This is a genomic window from Mesorhizobium sp. M0018 (assembly GCF_040323955.1).
GTDB lineage: Bacteria > Pseudomonadota > Alphaproteobacteria > Rhizobiales > Rhizobiaceae > Mesorhizobium.
In genome coordinates this window covers 199,531-223,820 of sequence record NZ_JAMYVL010000010.1, presented here as the reverse complement: position 1 = coordinate 223,820, position 24,290 = coordinate 199,531, and the positions used below count along the sequence as shown (strand labels likewise).

Here is a 24,290-nt window from a genome sequence, read left to right as displayed (position 1 = left end):
CCGTCGTGGCCACAATACCGGCCGGCGTGGCAACCAACGCCAGCGTCGATCCGAACGAGCCCTCGACCAGCACCGACAATACCGTCACCTACAATCTGCCGCCACCACCGCCGCTGACAGTGACCGTCAACCAGGCTGCCGGCCAGAGCGATCCGACCGGTTCGTCACCAATCCTCTTCGACGTGGTCTTCAGCGAGCCGGTGACCGGCTTCAGCGGCAGCGACGTTGTGCTTTCCGGCGCCGCCGGCGCCACCATCGCTGTCGTTACGGGCTCCGGCAGCACTTTCAGCGTCGCGGTCAGCGGCATGACGGGTTCAGGGTCCGTCGTGGCCACAATACCGGCCGGCGTGGCAACCAACGCCGCCGTCGATGCGAACGAAGCCTCGACCAGCACCGACAACACGGTCACCTTTACACCGCCCGTGATCACGGTCTCGCCGCCGTCATTGCCCAGTCCGGTCTACAACCAGGCCTATTCGCAGCAGCTGACGGCCAGCGGCGGTATGACGCCCTACACTTTCGCGCTGACGTCCGGAACCCTCCCGTCGGGCATCAGCTTCGACGCGGCCGGTCTGCTCTCCGGAACCCCGACTAATACCGGCACGTTCAACCTGGTCGTGGCGGCAACCGACGCAAACGGTTTCATCGGTTCGAAATCCTACACGCTGATCATTGCCGAGCCGACCGTCGAGCTGACGCCGGCATCCTTGCCAAACCCCATATACAACCAGGCCTATTCGCAACAGCTTGCGGCCAGCGGCGGCGCGGTGCCTTATACTTTCGCGCTGACGTCCGGAACCCTCCCGTCGGGCATCAGCTTCGACGCGACCGGTCTGCTCTCCGGTACCCCGACCAATACCGGCACATTCGACTTCACCGCAGTTGCAACCGATCAGAATGGGAAATCCGGTTCCAAGGCCTATTCGGTGACCATCGACAAGCTTGGCACCACCACCTTGGTCGTTTCCAGCCTCAACCCTTCCAATCAGGGCGATCAGGTCACTTTCACGGCAACGGTTTCGGCTCCCGGCAACCCGCCGCCGGCCGGAACGGTCACCTTCAGTGTCGACGGCTCGCCCGCCGCTACGGTCGCGCTCGCCGGCGGTACCGCCGCCCTGACGACGTCCGCCCTCCCGGTCGGCACCCGTCAGGTCGTCGCGACCTACAATGGCGACGCGAACAACGCGACAAGCACCTCCAGCGCGCTCGCCCAGGAAGTCCACGCCCTGGGCTCCATCACCATCCGCCAGACCACCGACAGCGGCGACGGCTCCTTCGGCTTCTCCTCGCCGGCGCCCGGCCTCAACTTCACCATCGCCACCAGCAGCGGCTCCGGCGACGGACCGGCCGTTTCGCTGCCGACCGGCTCCTACAGCATCACCGCCGCCGACATGACCGCCGCCGGCTTCGCCTTGACCTCGATCAGTTGCAACGATGGCGATTCCGTCGGCAATGTGGCGAACCGCACGGCTGTGATCAACATGGCGCCCGGCGAAAGCGTCGTCTGCACGTTCGCCAGCACCAATTCACGCGAAAATACCACGGCGCTCATCAAGGAATTCATGGAGACACGCGCCAGCCTCATCCTGGAGAACCAGCCCGACATCCAGCGCCGCATCGACCGGCTCGACGGCGTCGCCGGCAGCGGCAGCCCAGTGGCCACCCTGCTCGCGTACCTGCCCGGCATGGCCGACACCAACTCGGTCAATGTCAGCGCAAGCCTTGCCTCCATGCGGCGGCTTGGCGGGGAAGATGCCAACAGCCTGTTCGACATCTGGTTCGAAGGCACTTACAGCCGCTTCGACATCAATGACCAAGACGGCAAATTCGCCCTCGCAACCTTCGGCGCCGACTATCTGGTCAGCCGCAATCTGCTTGTTGGCGCCTTCGTCCAGATCGATCGTACCGACGGCTTCACCGGCAGCGGCGGCGGAACCGCCGAGGGCACCGGCTGGATCGCCGGGCCTTATTTGACCGCTCGGCTGACGGACAATCTGTATTTCGATTTGCTCGCCGGAGCTGGAACATCCTCGAACAGCGTCAGCCCCATGGATACCTACACCGACGGCTTCGACGCCAGCCGTTGGCTGGTCAGCGCCACGCTGCAAGGGGAATGGCAATATGACGCCTGGACCTTCTCGCCGCGGGCGCGCTTCTCCTATTTCGAGGAAAAATCGGGAGCCTATGTCGACGGCCTGAACGTCCCCATTCCCTCCGTCACCGCCGGCCTCGGCCAGATCGCCTTCGGCCCCGGCGTTTCCTATCGCCATGTCACGGATGACGACGTTACCCTCGACTTTAACCTGCGGCTCGACGGCGTCTTCGACATAAGCGACACAGCGACCGAAAGCGGCGCCGACAATTTCCATGGCCGCGTCGGAGCCGGCATCGATACCCGCATGCCGGGCGGCATGCGTCTCGGCCTCTCCACCAGCTATGGCGGCATCGGCTCCGATTCGGCGAAGTATTTCAGCGGAACCGTGAAACTTTCGGCCGCGCTGAATTAGGATCAAGATGGACCAATGAAAAAAGGCGGCCTTGGCGGGCCGCCTCTCTTTCATTGACCAGCGCCGTGCCGGTCAGACGTTCCGCGGTCACTGCGTGGCGATGGCGCCGAAGATCAAGCCGGAAAGAACGCTGACCAGCAGATAGTCATTGCCAACCCGGATCCATTCCTGCCCGGGACCCGGACGGCGCAGGCCATAGTGGCGATAGTCGCGGATCGGCTGGTGACGCTTCCAGCTGGAATATCTCTGGCCGTTGCGCCAATGGCTGCGCTTCACAACGATCTTCTTCTTCACTAGGACGCGCTTGTTCACGTCGACATGCTTGTTCACGTCGACATGCCTGCCAGGCTTCTGCCAGTCGACCTGGCTGTAGTTCGACTGCGGCGCGTTTGGTGTGTTCAGAGGTGCGGCCTGGCCCTGCCAGGTGGTTGCAGCCAGCATCGAGAAGGCAATGGCGGAAAGAACGATGCGTTTCATGGCGGGTACTCCTTGGTTGTCGATGCCTACGGAATAGAGCCGGAAGGATGAACCGAAACTGAACACCGAGATTACGTTTTCGTAATGATTTCTTACATTTAGAACGACTAATTCAGCGCTACCTTTAAAGCGGGCGCCCGAGAATGGACGCATGACCCGCCGCAACTCCGCAGGCTATGCAACCATTTTGTCAGCCATCCATTTCCGACACGCCCCGTCGCGTGGCAACACGCGTCCGAACCGGGCAAAATTTATTATTCGGCTAAAATAAATCGGAGTAATATCAACCTCTGCAATGTCCACGATTCGCGCCCACTTTTGCCTCTTTGACTTCACCGCGCCCGCGTCGCTGGCACCTGTCGCGTTGCGGGGCCTGGCATGAGTGGCTCGGTCGTCTTGCTGCACCTGGCCGGTGCGGTCGCACTGATGCTGTTTGCCACCCGTCTGGTGAAGACCGGCGTCGAGCGCGCCTATGGCGATGTGCTGCGCCACAAACTGCGCGCCACAATGCGCAATCCGTTCATGGCGGTTCTGGCCGGCTGCGGCCTGGCTGTCGCGCTGCAAAGCTCGACCGCCGTCACCTTGCTGGTCGGCTCGTTCGCCGGCTCCGGTATTGTCAGCGGCATGTCGGGCCAGCTTGCGGTGCGCGGCGCCGAGATCGGCTCGGCACTCGTGGTCAAGCTGCTCACCTTCGATCTGTCGCTGCTGGTGCCGATCTGCCTGGTCGCCGGCACCGTCATGTTCATGGCCACCGAGCGGCGCGACTGGCGCCAGTTCGGCCGCATCCTGGTCGGCATCGGCCTGCTGCTTCTGTCGCTGGAGATGATCGGCCAGGCGTCGGAGCCGCTGCGCCAGAGCACGCTGATGCCGCTCATCGTCGATTACTTCTCCGGCGATCCGGTTACCGCCTATCTTCTGGCGGCGTTGGTCACCTGGCTGTTCCATTCCTCGATCGCCGCGGTGCTGCTGATGGTGACGCTGGCCGGCCGCGGCTTCATCCCGCCCGAACTCGGTATCGTGCTGGTGCTGGGTGTCAATCTCGGCTCTTCGATCATCGCGCCGCTTCTAACCCGCAACGCAGAACCCGGCGTTCGTATCGTGCCGATCGGCAATCTCCTGATGCGCGGCATGGGTTCGCTGATCATGCTGATCCTGTTCCTGACGTTCAAACCGCCGGTCGCCTTCTTGGGCAACACGGTGCCCGAGCAGATCGTCAATGCCCACATTGTCTTCAACATCCTGATCCTGATCGCCGGCCTACCGCTGGCGAGCCTGGTCTATCGCGCCTCGGAAAGGATCGTGGCGTTGGGCACCAAGCCCCAGGCCGCCAACGCGCTCGACGTCGTCGAGCTTTCGGCGCTCAACGAAAGTGCGCTCGACGTGCCGAGCCAGGCATTGGCCAACGCCACCCGCGAGGTGGTGCGGGTCTGCGAAACGGTCGAGATCATGCTGAAACGGATCATCGAGCTCTATGAGAGCGCCGATGCCGACAAGATCGGCGCGCTGGCCGCACTCGACGACCGTGTCGACAGGAAGCACGCTGCGATCAAGCTCTATCTGGCCAGGGTCACCAAGAACCCGCTGAGCGAGGACGAGGCGCTGCGTTGCCAGGAACTGATCGGCGCCTGCGTCAAGCTGGAGCAGGTCGGCGACATCATCGTGCGCAACATGCTGGTCCACGTGAAGAAGAAATTCGAGCGTGGGCTGGAGTTCACGCCGGAAGGCTGGCGTGAGCTTTGCGCCTTCCATGCCTTGGTGCTTGCCAATGCCAGGCTTGCCTTCAACGTGCTGGTGTCCCGCGATCCGGAGACCGCTCGCCAGTTGGTGCTGGAAAAGGACCGGCTGCGCGACCGCGAGAAGGAAACCAGCCAGAGCCATTTCGTGCGGCTGCGCGACGGCACCGCCAAGAGTGTCGAGACCAGTTCCATCCATCTCGACACCATTCGCGACCTCAAGCAGATCAACTCGCTGCTCGCCTCGATGGCCTATCCCGTTCTTGAAGAACGTGGCCTGCTCACCGGTTCGCGGCTGAAGGCCGGATAGATTGCATCCACAGGCCGGGAAGCTTCACAACATCGCCTATGAAAATTGCTGTGGGCCAATGCGCAGAAATTATCTTTGCGCCACCTCCTGTCTGTCGGCTAAAGATCGCCGCATCTACCGGAAGGAAAGTCGATGGACACCCATTCTCGCAGCTTCGCCAAAGCGCTTTCCTGGCGCATCACCGGCACCATCGATACGATGATCATTTCGCTCGTCGTGACCGGAAGCATTAAGCTCGCCGCTGCCATCGGCCTGACCGAGGTCGTCACCAAGTCGCTGCTCTACTATTTTCACGAACGTGCGTGGCTGAAAATTCCTTACGGGAGGAAGGCAGCCGCCTAGCTCTTGCCTCCGCGCGGACGCCTGACCGGCGATCAAGAAAAGCTAAAGCGGCGTCGACAATTTCTGGATTGCCCGCTGCCCTCATCCGTGGTTTGAGGCGACCTTATCTGAGGATCGCCTTTCCGCCATGCTCCCCCTCATTGCCCTGTTCATTGCCGCCTTCGCCTTCGGCACTACCGAATTCGTCATCGCCGGCGTGCTGCCGCAGGTGGCGGAGGGCCTTGGTGTCGCGATCCCGACCGCCGGCTATCTCGTTTCCGGCTATGCCGGCGGCATTGCAGTCGGCGGCCCGCTGCTGGCGCTCGCCACCAAAAGCTTCTCCCGCAAGGCCCTGCTGCTTGGACTGACTGCAGCCTTCACCATCGGCCAGGCCGCCTGTGCGCTGGCGCCCGACTTCGCCTCGATGCTGCTGTTGCGGATAGCGGTGGCCGTCGCGCATGGCGCCTATTTCGGCGTTGCCATGGTGGTGGCCGTCGGCCTCGTGCGCGAAGACCAGCGCGGCATGGCGGTGGCGCTGATCCTGTCCGGCCTCACCGTATCGAACGTAATCGGCGTTCCGGCCGGCACGGCAATCGGCAACATCTGGGGATGGCGTGCGACATTCTGGGTGATGTGCGCGCTCGGTGTGGTGGCCTTCACGGCAGTCGGCGCCCTGCTGCCGCGCAAGACGGGATCGTCGAGCCCGTCGGCGAGCCTTGGAAGCGAGGTCCGTGTGCTCGCACGCCAGCAGGTCTGGACCTCGCTCATTATTATGCTGATGCTGATGATCGGCCAGTTCGGCCTGTTCACCTACATCACGCCGACGCTGCTTGAGGTCACCGGCCTCGACGAGAAATGGATACCTTGGGTGCTCTTGCTCAACGGCGTCGGCGCAACGATCGGCGTCTTTGTCGGCGGGCGGCTCGCCGACTGGAAGCTGATGCCGTCGCTTATCGCCATGCTTTTCCTACAGGCGGCAATGCTCGCCTTGATCTACGCTGTCGGCCCTTACCCGCTGCCGATGGTGATAGCGATCTTCGTCTGGGGCGGCCTCAACTTTGCCATCGGCACGCCGATCCAGACCCGCATCCTGACCTGGACCGCGGACGCCTCCAACCTTGCCTCGTCGCTCATCCCGTCGGGCTTCAATGTCGGCATCGCGCTCGCCGCATCGCTCGGCGCGGCGATGCTCAATGCCGGCTATGGCTATCGCAGCCTGCCGGTGGTTGGCGCGATCGCCATGCTGGTCGCCGTCGCGGTTGCGCTTGCCTCGCATGTCTGGGAATGGCGAAGCCGGGCTGCGCCGCCGCTGCCGGCTGCCGCCGAATAGGGCTACAGATCGATCCGGTAGCGCAGGCTTTCCGCGCCGCCATAGGCGGCGTCCTCGAAGAAACGCCCGACCAGCCGGCCGCCATTGGCCAGAACGACCTTCTGCGAGGGCACATTGTGAGGCTTGCAGGTGATTTCGACGAAGGGCAGGCCAACCGCCCTCGCCTCCACCAGCATCAGCCGCAGCGCCTCGGTCGCATAGCCGCGTCCCCGTTTCCACGGCACCACCGCATAGCCGATGTGGCCGAGCACATGCGACGGCAGCGACGCGGTGCCGTGCTGCCAGCGCAGGCCGATTGAGCCTGCGACTTCCCCGTCCCAGATCCAGCGCCGGAATCCGGGCAGCCGCGGCACCGTCGAACCGTCGGGCAAGGTGATCGGCGGTCCCTTGCCATCGGAATCGTCGAGATCGCCAAGGAAAGTCGCTGGATCCTTTTCGATAGCCGCAAGCTGCTCGCGCGTCGCGTCGAGCAGCCGCACATTGTCCGGCGACCAGCCGCGCTCGAGGGCCGCCTTGTAGGACGGCAGGTGTTCAAACGCCGGTTTGACGAGTTCGATCACGGGCGCGAGCTTTTGGCTGCCGGATTGCGGGCGCGACGGCAAGGGCCTTCGGCGGCTTACTGCAGCAGGCTCTTGACGATGCCGCTCGCCTTGGAGAAATCCATCTGGCCGGCGTATTTTTCCTTGAGCGCCGCCATCACCTTGCCCATGTCCTTGACGCCGCTGGCACCAGTCTCGGCGATGGCGGAACGGACGGCGCTTTCCGTCTCGGCCTGGCCCAGCTGCGTCGGCAGGAAGTCGCGGATGATGGCCATCTCGTCGCGCTCCTGCGCTGCAAGCTCCGGCCGCTTGCCGTCATCGAACGCCTTGGCCGATTCTTCGCGCTGCTTCACCATCTTGGCCAGGATCTGCAGGATCTCGTCATCGCTCGCCGGCTCCTTGCCGGCGCCGCGATTGGCGATGTCGCGATCATGGATGGCCGCCTGGATCAGCCGCAATGTCGGCAGCCGGCGCTTGTCCTGCGACTTCATCGCGCTCTTCAGGGATTCGGCGATTTTGCCTCGCATGGTGCTTTCTCCTTCGAATGCGGCGGACAATAGTCGTGCCGATAGCTCAAGGCAAACTCGATAGCGTCCGGCAAACCGCTGATATTATTCGACGAAATAAATCTAGGCTCGCACGGCGCGGCATCATTGACCGCCTTGGCGCCTTCCCCTATGTACTGGGCCTTGCATGAAATTGAATTCTAGTGCACGTCGCCCAAAAATGCGCAGCGGTTTTGGGCAACGACAGGCACAAATGAAAACCTAGCGCGCCGAGGCTGTGAGATCGCCGCTTCGCGCCTTTTGTTGCGCCGACTGAGGGCGCAACCTTTAGGAGTGCCGCCATGGCTACGATGACAGCCGCGTCGACCCCCCCTTGGGCCAGCGAGAGGCCGACAGCCCTGCTGGTGCTGGCCGACGGCACTGTCATAGAGGGCCGTGGTCTGGGCGCCGCCGGCTCCGCCGTCGCCGAGGTCTGCTTCAACACCGCGCTGACCGGCTACCAGGAGATACTCACCGATCCATCCTATGCCGGCCAGATCGTCACTTTCACCTTTCCGCATATCGGCAATATCGGCACCAATGACGAAGACACCGAAGACCTCAACCCGCTGGCCCGCGCCGGCGCCGTCGGCGCCGTGTTCAAGGCCGATGTCACCAACCCCTCGAATTACCGGGCCGGAACCGGTCTCGACCAGTGGCTGAAGAAGCGCGGCATCGTCGCACTTTCAGGCATCGACACGCGGGCGCTGACCGCGCTGATCCGCGAAAAGGGCATGCCCAATGCCGTCATCGCGCACGCGCCCGACGGTATCTTCGACATCGATGACCTCAAGCGCCGCGCCGCCGCATGGTCAGGGCTTATCGGGCTTGATCTCGCCAAGGAGGTGACCTCCGGCCAGTCATCAGTCTGGCGCGAGACGCCTTGGGTCTGGAACGAGGGCTTTGGCGAACAGGCTGATCCGTCGATGCACGTCGTTGCCGTCGACTACGGCGTCAAGCGCAACATATTGCGCCTGCTGGCCGGCCTCGGCGCCAAGGTCACTGTGGTGCCGGCAAAAACCGGCGCCGAGGAGATCCTGGCGATGCGGCCGGACGGCATTTTTCTATCCAACGGCCCTGGCGATCCGGAAGCCACCGGCGACTACGCCGTTCCGGTTATCCAGGATCTGTTGAAGACCGAAATCCCGCTTTTCGGCATCTGCCTCGGCCACCAGATGCTGGCGCTGGCGCTGGGCGGCAAGACCGCAAAAATGCATCAGGGCCACCACGGCGCCAATCATCCCGTCAAGGACCACACCACCGGCAAGGTCGAGATCGTCTCGATGAACCATGGCTTTGCCGTCGACGCCGACTCATTGCCGAGCGGCGTCGAGGAAACCCATGTCTCGCTGTTCGACGGTTCGAATTGCGGCATTGCGCTCACCGGCAGGCCGGTCTTCTCGGTCCAGCATCATCCCGAAGCCTCGCCCGGCCCGCAGGATTCGCACTATCTGTTTCGCCGCTTCGTCAATCTCATCCGCGAAAAGCGCGGCGAGCCGGCACTGGCCGAGCGTGTTTAGCGCATTGCGTAAAAACGGATTTGATTGACGGCGCCGGCCGGGCTCCCGGCGCCGATCAAGCCCCGTCCGTCACGGCTTCCTGCGTGTGCACGCGTTTGACTTCCTTCGGCGTCGGCTTGGCCACCCTGGTGACGAAGACGACGAGCGCCAGCGTGAGGAAAATCGCGCCGAGCAGATAGGGGGCACCGCCGAAAACCACGGGCGCGTTCGGGCCCGTGAACCAGGAAAAGATCGCCGTATAAAGCAGCGGTGTGATGATCGACGTAATCGAGAAGATCGAGGTCATTGCGCCTTGGAGTTCGCCCTGGGCGGAAGGTGGCACCTTGGCGGCCGCCAGGCTTCTGAGCGGCGGGTCGGCCAACGCCTCGAGACATCCGACGACGATCACTGCATAGATCATCCAGCCTTGTGACGCGAAGGCGTAGCCGAAGGCGCTGAGTGCGGTAAATGCCAGACCGATTACCGCCGTCTTCCACTCGCCGAGCTTAGGGATCACGCGCGGCAGGACTGTCGCCATGACGATCGCCCCGCACAGGCCGAAAGCGCCGAGCGAGAAGCCGATCTGTTGTTCGCTCCAGCCATAGCGATAACTGGAGACGAACGACCAGACCGCAGGATACATCATGTGCCCCAGCGTCATCAGAAAGAAGACAAGTCCGATCCAGCCGATACCTTCGTAGTTGCGCATCTGGACGAGCGTGCCGACCGGGTTCGCGCGTTTCCACTCGAAGCGGCGACGGTGCTTGTTATCAAGTGTTTCCGGCAACAGAAACAGCGCGATCAGAAAGTTTGCGAAAGCAAGCCCGGCAGCGAAATAGAACGGCACACGCGGCCCGAACGTGCCGAGCAACCCGCCCAGAACCGGCCCGATGACGAAGCCGACGCCGAAAGCAATGCCGAGCAGCCCGAAATTCTTCGCACGATTTTCGTCGGTCGAGATATCGGCAATGAATGCCGATGTCGTGGAATAACTGGCGCCGGAAATGCCGGCCAGCACGCGGCCGATGAACAGCATCGGATAGGACCAGGCGATAGCGCAGATCAGATTGTCGATAGCGAACGTCAGCACCGAGGCAAGCAGGATAGGCCGCCGCCCGAACCGGTCGCTCAACCCGCCCATCACTGGTGCGAAAACGAACTGCATCGCCGCATAGACGAAGAACAGCCAGCCGCCCTCGATAGCCGCCTCGCTGATGCCGACGCCGGTCAATTCCCTGAGATAGGCCGGCAGCACCGGCATAATGATGCCGAAGCCAATGATGTCGAGCAGCAGGGTGGTGAAAACAAGCGCAAGGCCCCGCCTGGCGGTTTTGGGGTCTATCATGATGGTATCTCCTCGGGCCGCCCAAGCTAACGGGAACACACCTTATAGGCGAGCACATCGCTGGGAACAATGAGGGAACGGGCAGAGTGCTTTCATCCTGACATCCCCTGACTGCGATCCAGTCTCTCGGATTAGGAGAAAACCGTCGGCTCAGATCGGGTTGTTGAACGTGTCGCAGTCCGAAAGCTTGCCGTTCTGGAAGCCTCGCGCCAGCCAGGTCTGCCGCTGCTGCGACGTGCCGTGGTTGAAGCTTTCCGGCACGACGTAGCCCTGCATCTTCTTCTGCAGCGTGTCGTCGCCGATCTGCTTGGCGGCGTTCAGTGCCTCCGCCATGTCGCCCTGTTCCAAGATGCCTTTCTGACCGGTGAAATGCGCCCAGATGCCGGCAAAGCAGTCGGCCTGCAACTCGACCTGCACCGACATGTGGTTGGCGTCCGCTTCGCCCATGCTCTGCCGCATCTGGTTGAATTTGGGCAGGATGCCGACGAGGTTCTGCACATGGTGGCCGACCTCATGCGCGATCACATAGGCCTGTGCGAAATCGCCCGAGGCACCGAACTGCTGATCGAGCTGCTGGAAGAAGGTGGTGTCGAGATAGACTTTGCGATCGTTGGGACAGTAGAATGGTCCGGCCGCTGACGAGGCAGAGCCGCAAGCAGAGCCGATCCGTCCGCTGAACAGGACCAGTTTTGGATCTTGATAGGTCAGGCCCTCGGACTGAAAAATACCGGTCCATGTGTCCTCGGTCTCGGCCAGCACAGTCGACACGAACTGCTTCATCTCGTCGGAGGCGGGCGCACCGGTGCCGCCGCCTTGCGCACCGCTATTGTCGGTGATCTGACCGCCGCCGGGCTGCAAGCCGCTGTTATCGAGGATCTGACTCGGGTCGAAGCCGAAATACCACCCTGCCAGGAAAATCAACCCTACGATGATAATGCCCGACATGCCGCCGCCGCCCGCGCGACCGCCGATCGGGATGCGAAACTGCCCCGGCCCGCCGCCAAGCCCGCCGCTCTGGCCGCGCTCGTCCTCGACATTGTCACTCTGACGACGGCCCTTCCAGAGCATGGCAACCCCCGTGATGCAATTTTCCGGCCGATCGGGCCGTGTCCCGGTTCGATCGGACACGACAACAATTATCTCAACGGTTACGCCAAGTCACAGTATTTTTCGTGCGAACAAGCAATGCTTGCTGACGCTTGCCTGCTCTGGCCGAGACATCGCAAGGTCTGTGCCGTTCACCCTGCTCGTGGGAAGCGAGTCGCGCGAAGAGATACGCTGGCCGTGCTTTTCAGCGGGCGGCGATTATTGCCTTGCGAAAGGCTTCGAGCGTCTCGGCGCTGACATGATGCTCGATGCCCTCGGCGTCGATGCGCGCCGTCTCGGCGCTGACCCCGAGCGAGCGCAGGAAGGCCTCGACCGTCTGGTGGCGAATGCGGCTCTCTTCCGCAACCTTGCGGCCGGCATCGGTCAGGAACACGCCGCGATAAGGCTTCCGGGAGACCAGCCCGTCGGCGCACAGCCGCGTCAGCATTTTCGCGACCGTCGGCTGAGCGACGCCGAGCCGTGCCGCGATATCGACCTGGCGCGCCTCGTTGCCATCCTCGATCAGGTCGGCGATGAGCTCGACATAATCCTCGACCAGCGCGCTGCGGCGCGCTTCACGCGTCTGCCTGAAGCCTTCCGAGTGGATTTCTGCGTCAGGCAGCGGCTTTTCGCGAGGAACCGGTCTTTTCTTCAGCGCCAATACGCGCTCCTCCCGGCAGTTTGAATCGACATTGCGGTCATAACACGGAACCCTATTGGTTCTGGCCGTTTATTTCCATTCGGTGGCCGGCGCAACCGGCGTTCACTGCCGTTCAGGCCGCACGCCAAGCGGCCACAAGAAAAAGCTCAGACAATGAAATATAGCATATTGCATAATGTTCAGCCGTGGCATAGATAAGGAGACAACATCGATCGTTCCAGTGGAAAGCCATTTCATGTCGGAAGCCGAAGCCACCTCAGCCCCCCGGTCCATGTGGCGATTTGCCCGCCCGGAGGACGACGAGCAGCCCAGCCTTCGCGAAGTCAACGCAACGATCGCGGTGCCGCACTCGGGGATCTGGCTTCGCCGGCTGTTCGCCTTCATGGGGCCGGGCTACATGGTTTCGGTCGGCTATATGGATCCGGGCAATTGGGCGACCGACCTCGCCGGCGGGGCCCAATTCGGCTACACGCTGCTTTTCATCATCATGTTGTCGAACCTGATGGCGATCCTGCTGCAGGCACTCGCCGCCCGGCTCGGCATCGCCACCGGCCGCGACCTTGCGCAGGCGTGCCGCGCCTATTATCCGCGACCAGTCAATTTCATGCTTTGGGTCGCTTGCGAACTGGCCATCATCGCCTGCGACCTGGCCGAGGTCATTGGCACGGCGATCGCCTTGCAACTGCTGTTCGGCATTCCGCTGATAGGCGGCGCCATCATCACCGCGCTTGATGCCTTCCTGCTGCTGCTGCTGATGAACAAGGGCTTCCGTTTCCTCGAGGCCTTCATCATAGCGCTTTTGATTATCATCTTCGGCTGCTTCGCCATCCAGATCTTTGCCGCCGCCCCGCCGGTCGGCTCCATCCTGCATGCGATGTTCGTGCCGTCGTCCGAGATCGTCACCAATCCGGCCATGCTCTACATCGCCATCGGCATCATCGGCGCCACGGTGATGCCGCACAATCTCTATCTGCATTCCTCGATCGTGCAGACCCGCGCCTATGAGCGCACCGATCGCGGCAAGCGCGACGCCATCAAATGGGCGACGACCGACTCGACCATCGCGCTGATACTGGCGTTGTTCGTCAATGCTTCCATCCTGATCGTGTCGGCGGTGGCGTTCCACGGCACCGGTCATCATGACGTTGCCGAGATCGGCCAGGCCTTCGAGCTTCTGTCGCCGCTGCTTGGCCTCGGCATCGCTTCCATCCTGTTTGCCGTAGCGCTGCTCGCCTCCGGCCTGAACTCGACGGTGACGGCGACGCTCGCCGGCCAGATCGTGATGGAAGGGTTCTTGCGGCTGCGCATCCCGCAATGGGCGCGCCGCCTGCTGACGCGCGGCATCGCCATCATTCCGGTGGTGGTGGTCACCGCGCTCTATGGCGAGAAGGGAACCGGTCAGTTGCTGGTCTTCAGCCAGGTAATCCTGTCGATGCAGCTCCCCTTCGCTGTCGTACCGCTGGTGCAGTTCGTCTCGGACAAGCGCAAGATGGGCAATTTTGCCATTTCCCGCGCCGTCGCCGTGCTGGCCTGGGTGGTTGCCGCGCTCATCCTGGTGCTCAACTTCAAGCTGCTCTACGATACGGTCGTTGGCTTGGGCTGAGCGTTCTCGGCTCCAAGCTGAGACGATAAGGTCGGCAGTCACCTGCCCCCGGTCCTAGACTAGAAATTTGCCGGCCGCTGTCGGACAAATGTCCGTTCGCGCGTCCTTGGCTCGAACTCCGGCCATGACGGCACGGACTAGGGAAAGGGAGCTCCAATGAAGAAGATCATCGCCGCAACATTCGTCAGCCTCGACGGCGTCATGCAGGCGCCCGGCGGCCCACAAGAGGACCCTGTCGGCGGCTTCAAATTCGGCGGCTGGACGTTTCACTACTGGGACGATGTGATGGGCGCCGCGATGGGCGAGACGTTTTCAAAACCGTTCGCGCTGCTTCTCGGCCGCAAGACTTACGACATCTTCGCCGCCCACTGGCCTTATCAGAAGAATGATCCGATCGCCGACATCTTCAACGCCGTCACCAAATATGTGGCGACGCACAGGCCGGATTCGCTGTCCTGGCAAAACAGCCAGCCGCTCGGCAGCGACGTCGTGGCGACGTTGCGCCGGATGAAGCAGGAGGACGGCCCCGACCTGCTCATTCAGGGATCGAGCGAGCTGATCCAGACCTTGCTCGCCAATGACTTGATCGACGAGATCAGCTTGCTGATCTTCCCGCTGGTGCTGGGCAAGGGCAAAAAACTGTTCGGCAGCGGCACGATACCTGCCGCCTTGAAGCTGACCCGTTCGCAGGCATCGACCACCGGCGTCCTCATGGCGAGCTATGAACGCTCCGGCGAGATCAAGACCGGGTCATTTGCCACGGAGCAGCCGTCCGAAGCCGAGATCGAGCGGCGCAGGAACTGGAAGTAGATGCCGCGGGGCGATCAAGGACGGCTGAACACTGGCCGTCCTTTTTGCTGTTTTTAAGCCGCCTCTCGTCGCCCTGCCAACCCATCGCGGAGGTGGCCCGCGAATGCCAGTGCAGCCGGCGCGACGGCGTGCTTCGGCAAATGCAGATTGATCGAAAAATTCGGCAATGACGGCAGCTCCGGATCGTTGGCCAAAATGTCGAGGTCGACAGGCACGGTCGACGCCAACCAGGTGGTGACGGCCAAGTCCGAACGCACTGTCGCCGTCGTCGCGTCGATGCTGCCGTTTTCGAATACGGTGCGCCATTCCAGCCCATGCTCGTTAAGCGCCTCCAGCACCACCGGGCGGAACGCACAGGTCTCGGCGACCATCGAAACCGGCAAGGGGCGTTTGCTGCGGGCGGCGCCGCCTTTGGCGCCGACCCAGACCAGCCGGTCGACAACAAGGCATTCGCCGGCCGACCGACCGATCGGCTCCTCGATCACCGCGAGCTCTATCGTGCCGGTCGCCAAGGCTGCAGCCAGCTCCGGCGACGAAGCACAGACAAGCGAGATCTCGACCTGCGGATAAGCTTCCGCATAGGCCTTCAGCACCGGCGCAAGCAAGGTGCCGACAAGATCGTACGGCACGCCAAGCCGCACCTGACCGGCAACTGCATCGCCCGCCATCTCCGCCAGGATCTCGTCATTGAGGGAAAGCAGGCGCTTGCCCTTGCCGAATAATCGCTCGCCGGAGCGGGTCAGCCGCAATCCACGCCGATCGCGATCGAACAGGCTGCAGCCGAGAACCTCTTCCAAACGCTTGATCTGCTGGCTGACGGCACCTTGCGTCAAATGCAGCGCGTTGGCCGCCGCCGTCATGCTGGCCTTGTCGGCAACGGTGACGAAGGTTCGAACCAGGGCAGTATCGAGGTTGCGGAGCATCCGGCTATTATATTTGCTAATGCATGTCATAGCAAACATTGCATTTACTGATGAGCCGAACAGCCTACCGTGCAGGCTTCAAAGGAAGCAGCATGTTTGAACCTGTCCTTCCCCTCGTCCTGTTCGCGCTGGTCTCAACCTCAACGCCCGGCATGGCCACGACCTTGTCGACGGCGTCCGGCGCGCAGTTCGGCTTTCGCCGCTCTATCCCGCTGATGGCCGGGAGTGCGGCCGGCCTGGCCACGGTGGCTGCGGCAGGTGCTGCCGGGCTCGCCGGTCTGCTGGCCGCCGCTCCTTCGCTGCAACTGGCAATGAAAATGGCCGGTACCCTCTATCTGACGTGGCTTTCCCTCAAGATCGGCCGCAGCGGTCCGCCCAATCTGGACGTGGCCATGGCAAAGCCGAACAGCTTTTTGGGCGGCGCCGGCCTGCAATGGATGAACCCAAAGGGCTGGGCCATGGGGCTGGGAGCGGCGGCATCCTTTGCCGGGCTCGCCAACGGGCCGCTGCAGCTCGCCTTGCTGCTCGGCACGGTCTTCGGCCTTGCAGCGGCCCTATCGCTGGCAGCATGGTGCGTGGCGGGCACGCTGCTCGCCGGGTTGCTGCGAACCGAGCGGCAGTGGCGCATGCTCAACGCCGTGCTTGGCCTGCTGCTGGCCGCCTCGATCATCCCGATGTGGCGGACAGCGTAAGATCAGTCTTTAGCCATGTCAGGCAGCGTAACGCGCCGCCGGCTTGCCCGCCAGAAGACTGCCGAAGAAGCCTTGCCGCGCACCAAGATAGGTTTCCAACCCAGCCGGATCGGAGAGCCCGGGCGCGGTGACGGTTTCGCCCTTGGCCAGGCCGACAAGCGCTGCATCGACCAGATCGTCGGCAGTCATAACGATCTCTGCCGGCAGGTCGGCAATATCGCTTCCGGCAACTTCCCAGAATTCTGTCCGCGTAGCCCCCGGCAAGACCACCTGCACGGCGACCTTCGTGCCCGCGACTTCCCGCTGCAAGGCCTCCGTGAAGTTGACGACATAAGCCTTTGTGCCGCTGTAGATGCCGCCGAACGAGGTGTCGAAGGCCAGCACCGACGCGATGTTGACGATTGCGCCGCGGTTGCGCGCCAGCAGCTCCGGCAGAACCGCGCGGGTCAAACGAGTCAAAGCCACGACATTGACCTTGATCATGCGCTCGGCCACATCAGCGTCGGCCGTTGCCACCATCTGCGCGCCGCCAAGGCCGGCATTGTTGACCAGCAGCGTCACGCTGTCGTCGGTTGATATCGCCTGCTCGACCCGCCGCAGATCGCCGTCGTCGGCCAGGTCGGCGCTGATCACACTGATTTTGATGCCATACGCGTAGCGGAGCCTCTCCGCCAATTCCTTCAGCCGGTCGGCGCGCCGCGCCACCAGCACCAGATCGTAATCTTGGCCGGCGAGCCGGTTGGCATAGACCGCGCCGATGCCGGAGGAGGCGCCGGTGACGACCGCCGTGCCTTTGTCCTGATTGCTCATTGTCTTGTTCCTTCTGGTTCGATTCCAAATGCCAGTGCCGCAGGGCAACACCTCTGCTTCGACTGGCACACGATTTATTGGTATATGCCACTATTTGAAAGTAGGCATATGCCACCATCTTGTCAATCCGGGGAGCAAGGACTATTTCTGGTTTGCATCGAGGGGTCCCTTCCGGCCCCTGATTGGAAATCCGCCAATGTCCCAAACCACCCTGCCCGGCCTGGCGCTTTGCAACAACGCCATGCTGCGCCGCGCGACGCGGAAACTCGGCCAGTTCTATGACGATGTGCTCGCGCCCTCCGGCATTAAGGCCACGCAACAGGGCCTGCTTTATCAAATCCACGTCGGCAACGAACCGACGATGGGTGCCATCGCCGCGGCCCTCGTCATGGACCTGTCGGCCCTCGGTCATACGCTGAAGCCGCTGATCCGGGACGGCTATGTCAAGACCTTCGCCGACCCTGTCGACCGCCGCATCAGGCGCGTCAGGCTGACATCGCAGGGCCGGATCAAGCTCGAAGAAGCTCTGAAGCTGTGGCAGGTCGCTCAGCAGCGCTTCGAGGAGATGTTTGGAAAAGAGCAGGCGGCAAGCCTGCGAGCGGCACTGGACGAAATCGCCGCGCTGGATTTTGACGCACCGCCGCCGCGACTTCAACTATCGGCGGCCGGCAGCCAAGCTTTGCCCACAAGCCTTACTCGGCCGGCATCGCCACCGGACGCGCCGCCAGATGGCCCGCCAGCACTACGCCCAGACCGATGATCGGGAACGCCGCCGCGACCACGCCGAGGTCGGCCGGTGCGCCATAGCGCAGCACAGCGGCGCCGACCACGGCACCCAGTGCCACGCCGAGATAGAGCGCCGAAGCGTTCAGCGACAGCACGATGGGCGCGGCATCGGGCGCCAGCTTGATAATGCGGCTGGCCTGCGCCGGCGGGAATGCCCAGCCGACGATGCCCCACGGCACCATCATGGCCATGAGCGCCGGCCCGGCGATCTCGCGCGGCAGGAACATCGGGATCAGCGAAAACGTGACCAGCATGGCGGCACTCAGCGCCAGCGACCAGCAGACGGTGCGCGTCGCGCCGAAACGGTCGGCGGCCTGACCGCCGCCGATATTGCCAATGACCGCGCCAACGCCAAAGGCGAGCAGCATTCCGGGAAGCGCGATCGGGTTCAGTCCGCCGCCTTCGATCGCCAGCGGCGCGACAAAGGCAAAGACGGTGAAGGCGCCGATCAGCGCCAGGATCGTCGTCACCAGGATAGGCATGACGCCGGGGCGAAGTGCCGCTGCAAGCCGCATCCGGAGCGGCAGCCTGGTGCCGACGATGCCGCGCGGCAGCCGGTACCACAGGATCGCGCCGGCGAGCGCACCGAGGCCGGCGATGGCAAAGAAGGTGCCGCGCCAGCCGGCAACCGTTGCAACGAGCGCGCCGAGCGGTGCTCCGACCGCGACCGCAACCGTAGTGCCGCCGACGACCACGGCAATGGCGCGGGCGCGGTGATGATCGTCGACAAGCGCAACGGCCGTTCCCTGTGCGGTCGCCGCGAACAAGCCTGACGACAGCGCCATGACGATGCGCGCGATCAACAGCAATTCGAAGGAGGAGCTTAGCGCCGCGGCGACGTTGCCCAACACGAAGAACACCAGCGTCCACAGGATGACGCGGCGCCGGTCCCATTCGCCGGTCAGCGTTGCCAGGATCGGCGTGCCGATCGCATAGGCGAGCGCAAACGCGGTGATCAGCGTGCCGGCGAGCGGAACGGAGATGGCGGCATCCTTTGCAATGTCGGGCAAAAGGCTGGAGATGACGAAACCTTCGGTCGAAATCGTGAACGATCCGAGCGCAAGCCAGATTAGGCGCTTATCCATGGCAATTTCCTTAGTTCAAAGGTTATTGAACAATTGGACATAACAGGGCATGATGTCAATAAAGCCGCTGCAAAATAGCCGAACCATCCTGACAGCCCGGTGTCAGGACCGGGCGACGGGACGAAACTATGTGTCCATTGGCCACGAGAGGAGATGCGTTGAAATCGGCTCCGAATGTGCTTAATTCCTGGGCATGACCTTGCCCCATCCCACCGCCGACCAGATCAGCCTGCCGAACGTGCTTGCCGTGCTCGGCGACCCGACGCGACTGGCCATCGTGCGCTATCTCGCCAGCAAAGAGGGCGTGCCGCTGAATTGCAGCCGGTTCCTCGATCTCTGCTCGAAGACCAATCTGAGCTACCATTTGGCCAAGTTGCGTGAGGCCGGCGTCACCCGCACCGAGGCGGTTGGAACCAGCCGGCTGATCACGCTGCGCCGTGACGATCTCGACCGCCGCTTCCCGGGCCTGCTCGACAGTGTTATTGCCGCGGCCGGCGACGCATCGTTGCCGGCGGTCGGCGGCCAAGAGATCGAAGTCCGCGCCTGAACGAACCCAAAGCTAGGTTCCGCTCTCGCCCGCTTCGCGAGACGAGCAAAGTAGCTTCACCCGCCCTCCAGCCATTCCAATTAACGGAGCCTGCCATGCGCATTGCCGTCCTCGCCGACATCCACGGCAATGTCCTGGCGCTCGACGCCGTGCTCGATGATCTGCGGCAGCGCGGCGGCGCCGACCTCATCGTCAATCTCGGCGATTGCGTTTCCGGCCCGCTCTGGCCGCGCGAGACCATGGAGCGGCTCGAGACGCTCGACCTGCCGACGGTGCGCGGCAACCACGACCGCCGCGTTGCCCACGACACCGCCGACGAGACCATGTGGCCGTCCGACCGCTACGCGCAGGAACGGCTGACCGCAGGCCAGCGCGAGGCGCTATTTGCGCTGCCCGTCACGCTGGAGGTGGCGCCCGGCATACTCGCCTTCCATGCCCGGCCCGACCACGACGAAAAATACCTGACTGACGCGATCGTCGACGGCCGGCTGGTGCGCGCGCCGCTGGTCGCAATCGAGCGGCGCCTCGGCGCGATCGATCCCGCCTGCCGCATCATGCTTTGCGGCCACAGCCATCGCAGCGAGCTGGTCCGCATTCCCGGCGGTCCGGTCATCTTCAACCCGGGCAGCATCGGCTGCCCGGCCTATCACGATGATACGCCGCCGGCGCATGTCTCCGAGCAGGGCTCGCCGCACGCCCGCTACGGCATCGTCGACTTGCACCGCGACAGTTTCGAAGCCATCGCCGTCGATTATGACCACGAGGCGGCGGCGCGCCAGGCCGAGCAGGCGGGACGGCCCGAATGGGCTCACGCGCTGCGCACCGGCTTCATGCCGGGCTGAGCTTGCTCATCCCAGGCTGAGCTTGCTCATGCCTAGCTGAACGGATGACCGCCTTCGAGCGGCAGAAGTCGCGACCGGTCCAATCTTCAGTCGTCAGACGCCGATCGCTTCGATCGCTTGGCAGGACGTCGGGCGCTGGCCGCCGAAGTCTTGGACGCCGAAGTCTTGGACGTCGAAGTCTTGGTCGCCGAAGCCTTTGGCCGTGACGTCTTGGGCGCCAGTTGCGTTGGGTTGAAAGTCTGTGCTGGGGCGGATTCGGAACCGGCCCGAATGTCGGCGTCGCGCACCTGCTGGCCAAAGTTCAGGCCGGTCAGCTCTTCAATCTCGGCCACCGTCGAAAGGAACTCCGATACCCTGGCAATTTCAAGCGGGTCATCGAATGCCTCGGCACGCTCGCCGAACGCTTCGGGCATCACTTCCAAAACCGGCTTCTGGTCCGCCAGCAGCGCGATGGCGCGCAGGCCAGCTTGATCGGACCACAGCGCGATCTTCCAGAACTTCAGCGGAACATGGCTGTCGAAGCGGTAGGGAGGATCGTCCTCGCCGAACACTGGCCCGGCAAACACCGTGACACGGCCTCGCGTCGTATAGGCGTTGCGCAGCACATAGGTTTCTACCGCGCGCCATCTCAACTTCCCTTTGGAGCCGGGATGGTTAAGCGAGCTTCCTTGATTGAAGAAGCCGACTTGCGGCGCAGCATTGGTATAAAAGAACGTGTCGCGTTCTGCCGCGACCGCCTCCTGATCGACGCCCCATGCGGGGTCGCCGCGAAGTGTAATATGGCCCTTCTGGAACATTCGAGCGATTCGTTCCTTGGATTTTGCGACGGGAAATCCAGGGACATTCTGGCTCGAATAGAATTCCTGGTTCATCTGCTCGCCAAGGTCGATGCGCCGATCGGGCCGGAAAGCATCGCTGGCTTCCGAACCGGAAATCGACTCCACCCCCAATTCGACAAGCGACGGGTTGTCGATGACCGTCTTGTCCTCACGATTGACCGCCTTGGTGCGGGATCCATCGATATTGCAGGCCGTGACGAAGGCAAGCCTGCGATCGGCGTTCATCAAGATCGAAAAATGATGGTAGCGCAATTCGTGCGGGTCCTCTCCCGGTTTGGCAAGAAGGTTTTTGGCCAACCGGTAGGGTGAATTGGCAACCGTCGGCATTGCCAGGACAAAGCCCGGTATGAAGCCGGGCTCATACCCTCCACGATCGTCGAAATCCTCTGTTTTCCAACCCGCGGCCTCGGCGATGGCCACCTTCCCGGGTTCGCTTGCCGGGCCTTTGCCGTCGTTTCGTCTCGCATCGCCTCCGTCGCGGTTGATCAGCGGCGCCCGGACATTTATCTCGACGGGAAAAGTCCAGGTGACCGAGCCATCGGCATTGTGTCTCGTCGCCGGCCGATTGCGATCCGGTTCCGGCCGCTGCACCGGCTTGTCCGGCACATCTTCGCGAATATCGGCGTTCAGCCGAACTGTCTCGTCCATCATGCGCGGCATGCCGGCCCAAATCGCCAGAGCTTGCGAAACCGCCGATGCCGAGGAGCCCGGCAGCTTGGACTTTCTAGCACCCAGATGGTCAACGATGGCGCTGATCCGTATGCCTTCGTTGATCTCGCGCGCAAGCGCATAGCCACCTATGCCCGTCACCTCGTGGAACGGGCCGGCCCAATGGTGCAGGGCGATAGGTTCCCATTCATTGTTGAAGACCGGGGAGCCGGAAGAACCCTGTTCGGTGTCGGCGACATAGTGCAGCACTTGCACCGTTTCGTCGCGGGCCACCAGCCGGTTTTCACGCAACACCAGTTCCTTGAAGCGGCCATCGGGATGCTGGACGATGTTGGCGATTTCGCCGAGCATATGCTTGTCGCGCGCATCCGACAGCGAGATAAAACCGAACTCCCCCAGTTCCTTTGGGCCGGAACGCCGCTCGCCGACTCCGATCAGCGTATAGTCCAGACCCTCTATGCTATCGCTCACGAAACAGGATTCAGGATCGAACAGGAACGTCGTCGGCGTACGCACGGCATTCGCACCGTCCTGCTCATAATCGAACTGGACCTGGAAGCGCCGGGAATCCGCCTGCGACGAAATCACATGGTTGTTTGTGAGGAACAACCTTGGCCCGACCAGAAAACCCGATCCTTGCGGATTGCCGTTGAGAAAGGCAACGCGGCCAACCGCATCGGCAGCACGGCGCCCACGCTCGAGGAATGCGACCCCGATGAAATCGAGCGTTGGGCCGAGAATAGCCTCCGGCCCTTGCTGCTTGGCGGCGGCCTTTCTTTCCCCGGCAGACCTCATGTCAATTGCTGCCGATATCATCTCCGCTTCGGTGCGGCTGAGCGACGCCTTTACCTGCAACCTGTCGAGGCGCCTGGAGAGGGTCTGTTCGGCGGCCAGCGGATTGCCGTTGGCGATGTGACCAAGTGAAGCCTCAATCTCGGCGCGCGTTTTCTTGATACGCTGGCGAACTATGTTTTCCACCTGCGCAAATATTTCAAGGTCGACCATATTGCCCTCCTCAACCTTACTTGAGAGAGTGCATATTTACATGAAATGTGCAATATTTTGCCGGCTGTTAGTTCACGGAAGTGGCTTGGTCGCGATTCAACACGCGGCACCTTTTCGGGCTTACACAGCGCCGTCTCGTCGCCTATAAAAGCCGGCTGGCGTGCGATGGCGCTTTCGTGCCTGGCCGCGCCTTCGGCAATTGAACCTACCGCCCATGGCAGATGATTAGGCGCACAGTAACACTCCCGACGACGCTGCTTGCGGTGATTGCCGCTCCGCTGATCCTGGCGGAGTTGCCGGCCAACGGCCAGGAGCCGGAGCCCATCGTCTCGATTGTGACGGGTCTCGCTCCGGATGACCTCCTGAACGTGCGCGCCACGGCGTCGGCCATGGGCAAGATCGAGGCGCGGCTGCCGAGTGGTTCGAGCGTGAAAAATCTCGGCTGCGGCGACGTCAGCGGCTACAAATGGTGCAAGGTTGAAGACATTGATGACCCGAAGATGAGCGGATGGGCGCCCGCACGCTACCTCGACCCTATCAATCCCCGGCAAGTGACACCGCAGGTGGCGGCCAGTGCGGAGAACCCTGCGCCTCAGCCGCTGCCCGACCTGACAACGCGCCTCGGCGCGACCGCTCCCGAAACGCCGCTGAATTCCCCTGACGCGATCGGCAGGGTGGCGATCGAGGATGCTTACCGCCTGGCCCTGGCCGGTGGAAACCCCACGACTGGACAGGTTGATGGATCGCCGCCCGCGGCAGTGGGTCCCGTCCAGAATTTCGGCGCGGCCAACGCGGCGCCCCCGGCCGACGCACAGACCGTTGCGCGGCTTCAGCCGCCGGGGACACCGGTACCCGGTGCCGGCAACGCCATCCCCTGTGCGCGCTATCTCGGCCAGCCGATGACCAGCTGCAAGGCAGGCGTGGTGCGCACCGGCGACAAGACCGACGTGACCGTGACCTGGCCCGATGGCGGCACGCGCATCATCAGCTTCAAGGCCGGCAAGCCGGCCGGTGCGGACGCACCCGGCGAATTCCGCTTCACCCGCGAAGGCAGCCTGAACATGATCCGCGTCGGTGCTTCCGAACGCTTCGAGATTACGGACGCTTTGGCGTTGGGGGATAGTGGTAAGGGAGTAGGGCAGTAGGGCAATAGGTTCAAAGGGGGCTCGAACCTCTGCCCTACTCCCCTACTCCCCTACTCCCCTACTCCCCTACTGCCATTTTAGGGGGTTACATCCGGCAAAACTCTTCCCTATAAGGCCCTCCTAGCCTGATACCAGAATCGCGAGCACAACCGGCCGGGTCATCCCGTCCGGCTTTTTGTGC

General features: G+C 62.9%; 21 protein-coding genes and 1 pseudogene. 12 read left to right on the top strand and 10 right to left on the bottom strand.

The features are described 5' to 3' along the window. Positions 1 to 2,507: putative Ig domain-containing protein (locus NKJ81_RS16820; protein ID WP_352541095.1), on the top strand; the 2,507-nt coding region annotated here is incomplete at its 5' end. Positions 2,508 to 2,594: 87 nt separating this feature from the next. Here NKJ81_RS16820 and NKJ81_RS16815 read toward each other — a convergent pair. After that, the gene (locus NKJ81_RS16815; protein WP_352473947.1) at positions 2,595 to 2,984 is read right to left on the bottom strand and encodes an RcnB family protein; all 390 of its coding nucleotides are present in this window, start codon (positions 2,982 to 2,984) and stop codon (positions 2,595 to 2,597) included. 378 nt (positions 2,985 to 3,362) lie between these two features. On the opposite strand from NKJ81_RS16815, the gene NKJ81_RS16810 reads away from it, so the two are divergent. The 3 genes from NKJ81_RS16810 to NKJ81_RS16800 all read left to right on the top strand — a co-directional run bounded on the left by NKJ81_RS16810 (position 3,363) and on the right by NKJ81_RS16800 (position 6,678). Beyond that, complete coding sequence (locus NKJ81_RS16810) at positions 3,363 to 5,027, top strand: Na/Pi cotransporter family protein (RefSeq protein ID WP_352473946.1); 1,665 nt, start codon at positions 3,363 to 3,365, stop codon at positions 5,025 to 5,027. A gap of 132 nt (positions 5,028 to 5,159) precedes the next feature. After that, a complete protein-coding gene (locus tag NKJ81_RS16805) occupies positions 5,160 to 5,369 on the top strand; it encodes a DUF2061 domain-containing protein (RefSeq protein WP_352473945.1) in 210 nt (69 codons plus the stop codon). 127 nt (positions 5,370 to 5,496) lie between these two features. Further along, on the top strand, positions 5,497 to 6,678 hold the full coding sequence (locus tag NKJ81_RS16800; RefSeq protein ID WP_352473943.1) for an MFS transporter: 1,182 nt from the start codon (positions 5,497 to 5,499) through the stop codon (positions 6,676 to 6,678). Between the two features lie 2 nt (positions 6,679 to 6,680). On the opposite strand, the gene NKJ81_RS16795 is transcribed toward NKJ81_RS16800, so the two are convergent. Further along, on the bottom strand, positions 6,681 to 7,238 hold the full coding sequence (locus NKJ81_RS16795; RefSeq protein ID WP_352473942.1) for a GNAT family N-acetyltransferase: 558 nt from the start codon (positions 7,236 to 7,238) through the stop codon (positions 6,681 to 6,683). A gap of 56 nt (positions 7,239 to 7,294) precedes the next feature. After that, on the bottom strand, positions 7,295 to 7,744 hold the full coding sequence (locus NKJ81_RS16790) for a GatB/YqeY domain-containing protein (RefSeq protein WP_292658734.1): 450 nt from the start codon (positions 7,742 to 7,744) through the stop codon (positions 7,295 to 7,297). A 320-nt stretch (positions 7,745 to 8,064) separates the two neighbouring features. Between NKJ81_RS16790 and carA the strand changes: the two genes are divergently transcribed. Then, on the top strand, positions 8,065 to 9,282 hold the full coding sequence (gene carA, locus NKJ81_RS16785; protein ID WP_352541094.1) for a glutamine-hydrolyzing carbamoyl-phosphate synthase small subunit: 1,218 nt from the start codon (positions 8,065 to 8,067) through the stop codon (positions 9,280 to 9,282). A gap of 55 nt (positions 9,283 to 9,337) precedes the next feature. Here the strand turns inward: carA and NKJ81_RS16780 are convergent, their stop codons facing one another. The 3 genes from NKJ81_RS16780 to mntR form a co-directional block, all read right to left on the bottom strand. After that, on the bottom strand, positions 9,338 to 10,606 hold the full coding sequence (locus NKJ81_RS16780; RefSeq protein ID WP_352541093.1) for a TCR/Tet family MFS transporter: 1,269 nt from the start codon (positions 10,604 to 10,606) through the stop codon (positions 9,338 to 9,340). Positions 10,607 to 10,756: 150 nt separating this feature from the next. Beyond that, positions 10,757 to 11,674 carry a KPN_02809 family neutral zinc metallopeptidase gene (gene ypfJ / locus NKJ81_RS16775; RefSeq protein ID WP_352473939.1) on the bottom strand — a complete coding sequence of 306 codons (918 nt, stop codon included), beginning with the start codon at positions 11,672 to 11,674 and terminating at the stop codon, positions 10,757 to 10,759. 223 nt (positions 11,675 to 11,897) lie between these two features. Beyond that, on the bottom strand, positions 11,898 to 12,353 hold the full coding sequence (mntR, locus tag NKJ81_RS16770) for a manganese-binding transcriptional regulator MntR (protein WP_023678308.1): 456 nt from the start codon (positions 12,351 to 12,353) through the stop codon (positions 11,898 to 11,900). 235 nt (positions 12,354 to 12,588) lie between these two features. On the opposite strand from mntR, the gene NKJ81_RS16765 reads away from it, so the two are divergent. After that, positions 12,589 to 13,956 carry an Nramp family divalent metal transporter gene (locus NKJ81_RS16765; RefSeq protein ID WP_352473938.1) on the top strand — a complete coding sequence of 456 codons (1,368 nt, stop codon included), beginning with the start codon at positions 12,589 to 12,591 and terminating at the stop codon, positions 13,954 to 13,956. Positions 13,957 to 14,112: 156 nt separating this feature from the next. Next, complete coding sequence (locus NKJ81_RS16760; RefSeq protein ID WP_352541092.1) at positions 14,113 to 14,766, top strand: dihydrofolate reductase family protein; 654 nt, start codon at positions 14,113 to 14,115, stop codon at positions 14,764 to 14,766. Positions 14,767 to 14,819: 53 nt separating this feature from the next. On the opposite strand, the gene NKJ81_RS16755 is transcribed toward NKJ81_RS16760, so the two are convergent. Next, positions 14,820 to 15,689 carry a LysR family transcriptional regulator gene (locus NKJ81_RS16755; protein WP_352541091.1) on the bottom strand — a complete coding sequence of 290 codons (870 nt, stop codon included), beginning with the start codon at positions 15,687 to 15,689 and terminating at the stop codon, positions 14,820 to 14,822. 92 nt (positions 15,690 to 15,781) lie between these two features. Here NKJ81_RS16755 and NKJ81_RS16750 point away from each other — a divergent pair, with 92 nt between their 5' ends. Then, positions 15,782 to 16,381 carry a LysE family translocator gene (locus NKJ81_RS16750; RefSeq protein WP_352541090.1) on the top strand — a complete coding sequence of 200 codons (600 nt, stop codon included), beginning with the start codon at positions 15,782 to 15,784 and terminating at the stop codon, positions 16,379 to 16,381. 18 nt (positions 16,382 to 16,399) lie between these two features. On the opposite strand, the gene NKJ81_RS16745 is transcribed toward NKJ81_RS16750, so the two are convergent. After that, positions 16,400 to 17,191, bottom strand: coding sequence for an SDR family NAD(P)-dependent oxidoreductase (locus NKJ81_RS16745; protein ID WP_352541089.1), 792 nt, complete (start codon positions 17,189 to 17,191; stop codon positions 16,400 to 16,402). Positions 17,192 to 17,387: 196 nt separating this feature from the next. Here NKJ81_RS16745 and NKJ81_RS16740 point away from each other — a divergent pair. Next, a pseudogene (locus NKJ81_RS16740) lies at positions 17,388 to 17,834 on the top strand (MarR family winged helix-turn-helix transcriptional regulator); the annotation flags it as partial. 49 nt (positions 17,835 to 17,883) lie between these two features. Here the strand turns inward: NKJ81_RS16740 and NKJ81_RS16735 are convergent. Next, complete coding sequence (locus NKJ81_RS16735) at positions 17,884 to 19,062, bottom strand: MFS transporter (RefSeq protein WP_254820339.1); 1,179 nt, start codon at positions 19,060 to 19,062, stop codon at positions 17,884 to 17,886. 193 nt (positions 19,063 to 19,255) lie between these two features. Here NKJ81_RS16735 and NKJ81_RS16730 point away from each other — a divergent pair, with 193 nt between their 5' ends. Beyond that, on the top strand, positions 19,256 to 19,609 hold the full coding sequence (locus NKJ81_RS16730; protein ID WP_352541088.1) for an ArsR/SmtB family transcription factor: 354 nt from the start codon (positions 19,256 to 19,258) through the stop codon (positions 19,607 to 19,609). Between the two features lie 95 nt (positions 19,610 to 19,704). Then, the gene (locus tag NKJ81_RS16725; RefSeq protein ID WP_352541087.1) at positions 19,705 to 20,451 is read left to right on the top strand and encodes a metallophosphoesterase family protein; all 747 of its coding nucleotides are present in this window, start codon (positions 19,705 to 19,707) and stop codon (positions 20,449 to 20,451) included. An 86-nt stretch (positions 20,452 to 20,537) separates the two neighbouring features. On the opposite strand, the gene NKJ81_RS16720 is transcribed toward NKJ81_RS16725, so the two are convergent. Continuing rightward, positions 20,538 to 22,964, bottom strand: a complete 2,427-nt coding sequence (locus NKJ81_RS16720; RefSeq protein WP_352541086.1) for a DNA/RNA non-specific endonuclease — start codon at positions 22,962 to 22,964, stop codon at positions 20,538 to 20,540. 221 nt (positions 22,965 to 23,185) lie between these two features. On the opposite strand from NKJ81_RS16720, the gene NKJ81_RS16715 reads away from it, so the two are divergent. Next, on the top strand, positions 23,186 to 24,109 hold the full coding sequence (locus NKJ81_RS16715; RefSeq protein ID WP_352541085.1) for an SH3 domain-containing protein: 924 nt from the start codon (positions 23,186 to 23,188) through the stop codon (positions 24,107 to 24,109). Positions 24,110 to 24,290: the final 181 nt, after the last annotated feature.

Coding starts and splice junctions, on each gene's coding strand:
- NKJ81_RS16815 (WP_352473947.1), bottom strand. CDS start 2,984: ATGAAACGCATCGTTCTTTCCGCCATTGCCTTCTCGATGCTGGCTGCA.
- NKJ81_RS16810 (WP_352473946.1), top strand. CDS start 3,363: ATGAGTGGCTCGGTCGTCTTGCTGCACCTGGCCGGTGCGGTCGCACTG.
- NKJ81_RS16805 (WP_352473945.1), top strand. CDS start 5,160: ATGGACACCCATTCTCGCAGCTTCGCCAAAGCGCTTTCCTGGCGCATC.
- NKJ81_RS16800 (WP_352473943.1), top strand. CDS start 5,497: ATGCTCCCCCTCATTGCCCTGTTCATTGCCGCCTTCGCCTTCGGCACT.
- NKJ81_RS16790 (WP_292658734.1), bottom strand. CDS start 7,744: ATGCGAGGCAAAATCGCCGAATCCCTGAAGAGCGCGATGAAGTCGCAG.
- carA (WP_352541094.1), top strand. CDS start 8,065: ATGGCTACGATGACAGCCGCGTCGACCCCCCCTTGGGCCAGCGAGAGG.
- NKJ81_RS16780 (WP_352541093.1), bottom strand. CDS start 10,606: ATGATAGACCCCAAAACCGCCAGGCGGGGCCTTGCGCTTGTTTTCACC.
- ypfJ (WP_352473939.1), bottom strand. CDS start 11,674: ATGCTCTGGAAGGGCCGTCGTCAGAGTGACAATGTCGAGGACGAGCGC.
- NKJ81_RS16765 (WP_352473938.1), top strand. CDS start 12,589: ATGTCGGAAGCCGAAGCCACCTCAGCCCCCCGGTCCATGTGGCGATTT.
- NKJ81_RS16760 (WP_352541092.1), top strand. CDS start 14,113: ATGAAGAAGATCATCGCCGCAACATTCGTCAGCCTCGACGGCGTCATG.
- NKJ81_RS16755 (WP_352541091.1), bottom strand. CDS start 15,689: ATGCTCCGCAACCTCGATACTGCCCTGGTTCGAACCTTCGTCACCGTT.
- NKJ81_RS16750 (WP_352541090.1), top strand. CDS start 15,782: ATGTTTGAACCTGTCCTTCCCCTCGTCCTGTTCGCGCTGGTCTCAACC.
- NKJ81_RS16745 (WP_352541089.1), bottom strand. CDS start 17,191: ATGAGCAATCAGGACAAAGGCACGGCGGTCGTCACCGGCGCCTCCTCC.
- NKJ81_RS16735 (WP_254820339.1), bottom strand. CDS start 19,062: ATGGATAAGCGCCTAATCTGGCTTGCGCTCGGATCGTTCACGATTTCG.
- NKJ81_RS16730 (WP_352541088.1), top strand. CDS start 19,256: ATGACCTTGCCCCATCCCACCGCCGACCAGATCAGCCTGCCGAACGTG.
- NKJ81_RS16725 (WP_352541087.1), top strand. CDS start 19,705: ATGCGCATTGCCGTCCTCGCCGACATCCACGGCAATGTCCTGGCGCTC.
- NKJ81_RS16720 (WP_352541086.1), bottom strand. CDS start 22,964: ATGGTCGACCTTGAAATATTTGCGCAGGTGGAAAACATAGTTCGCCAG.
- NKJ81_RS16715 (WP_352541085.1), top strand. CDS start 23,186: ATGATTAGGCGCACAGTAACACTCCCGACGACGCTGCTTGCGGTGATT.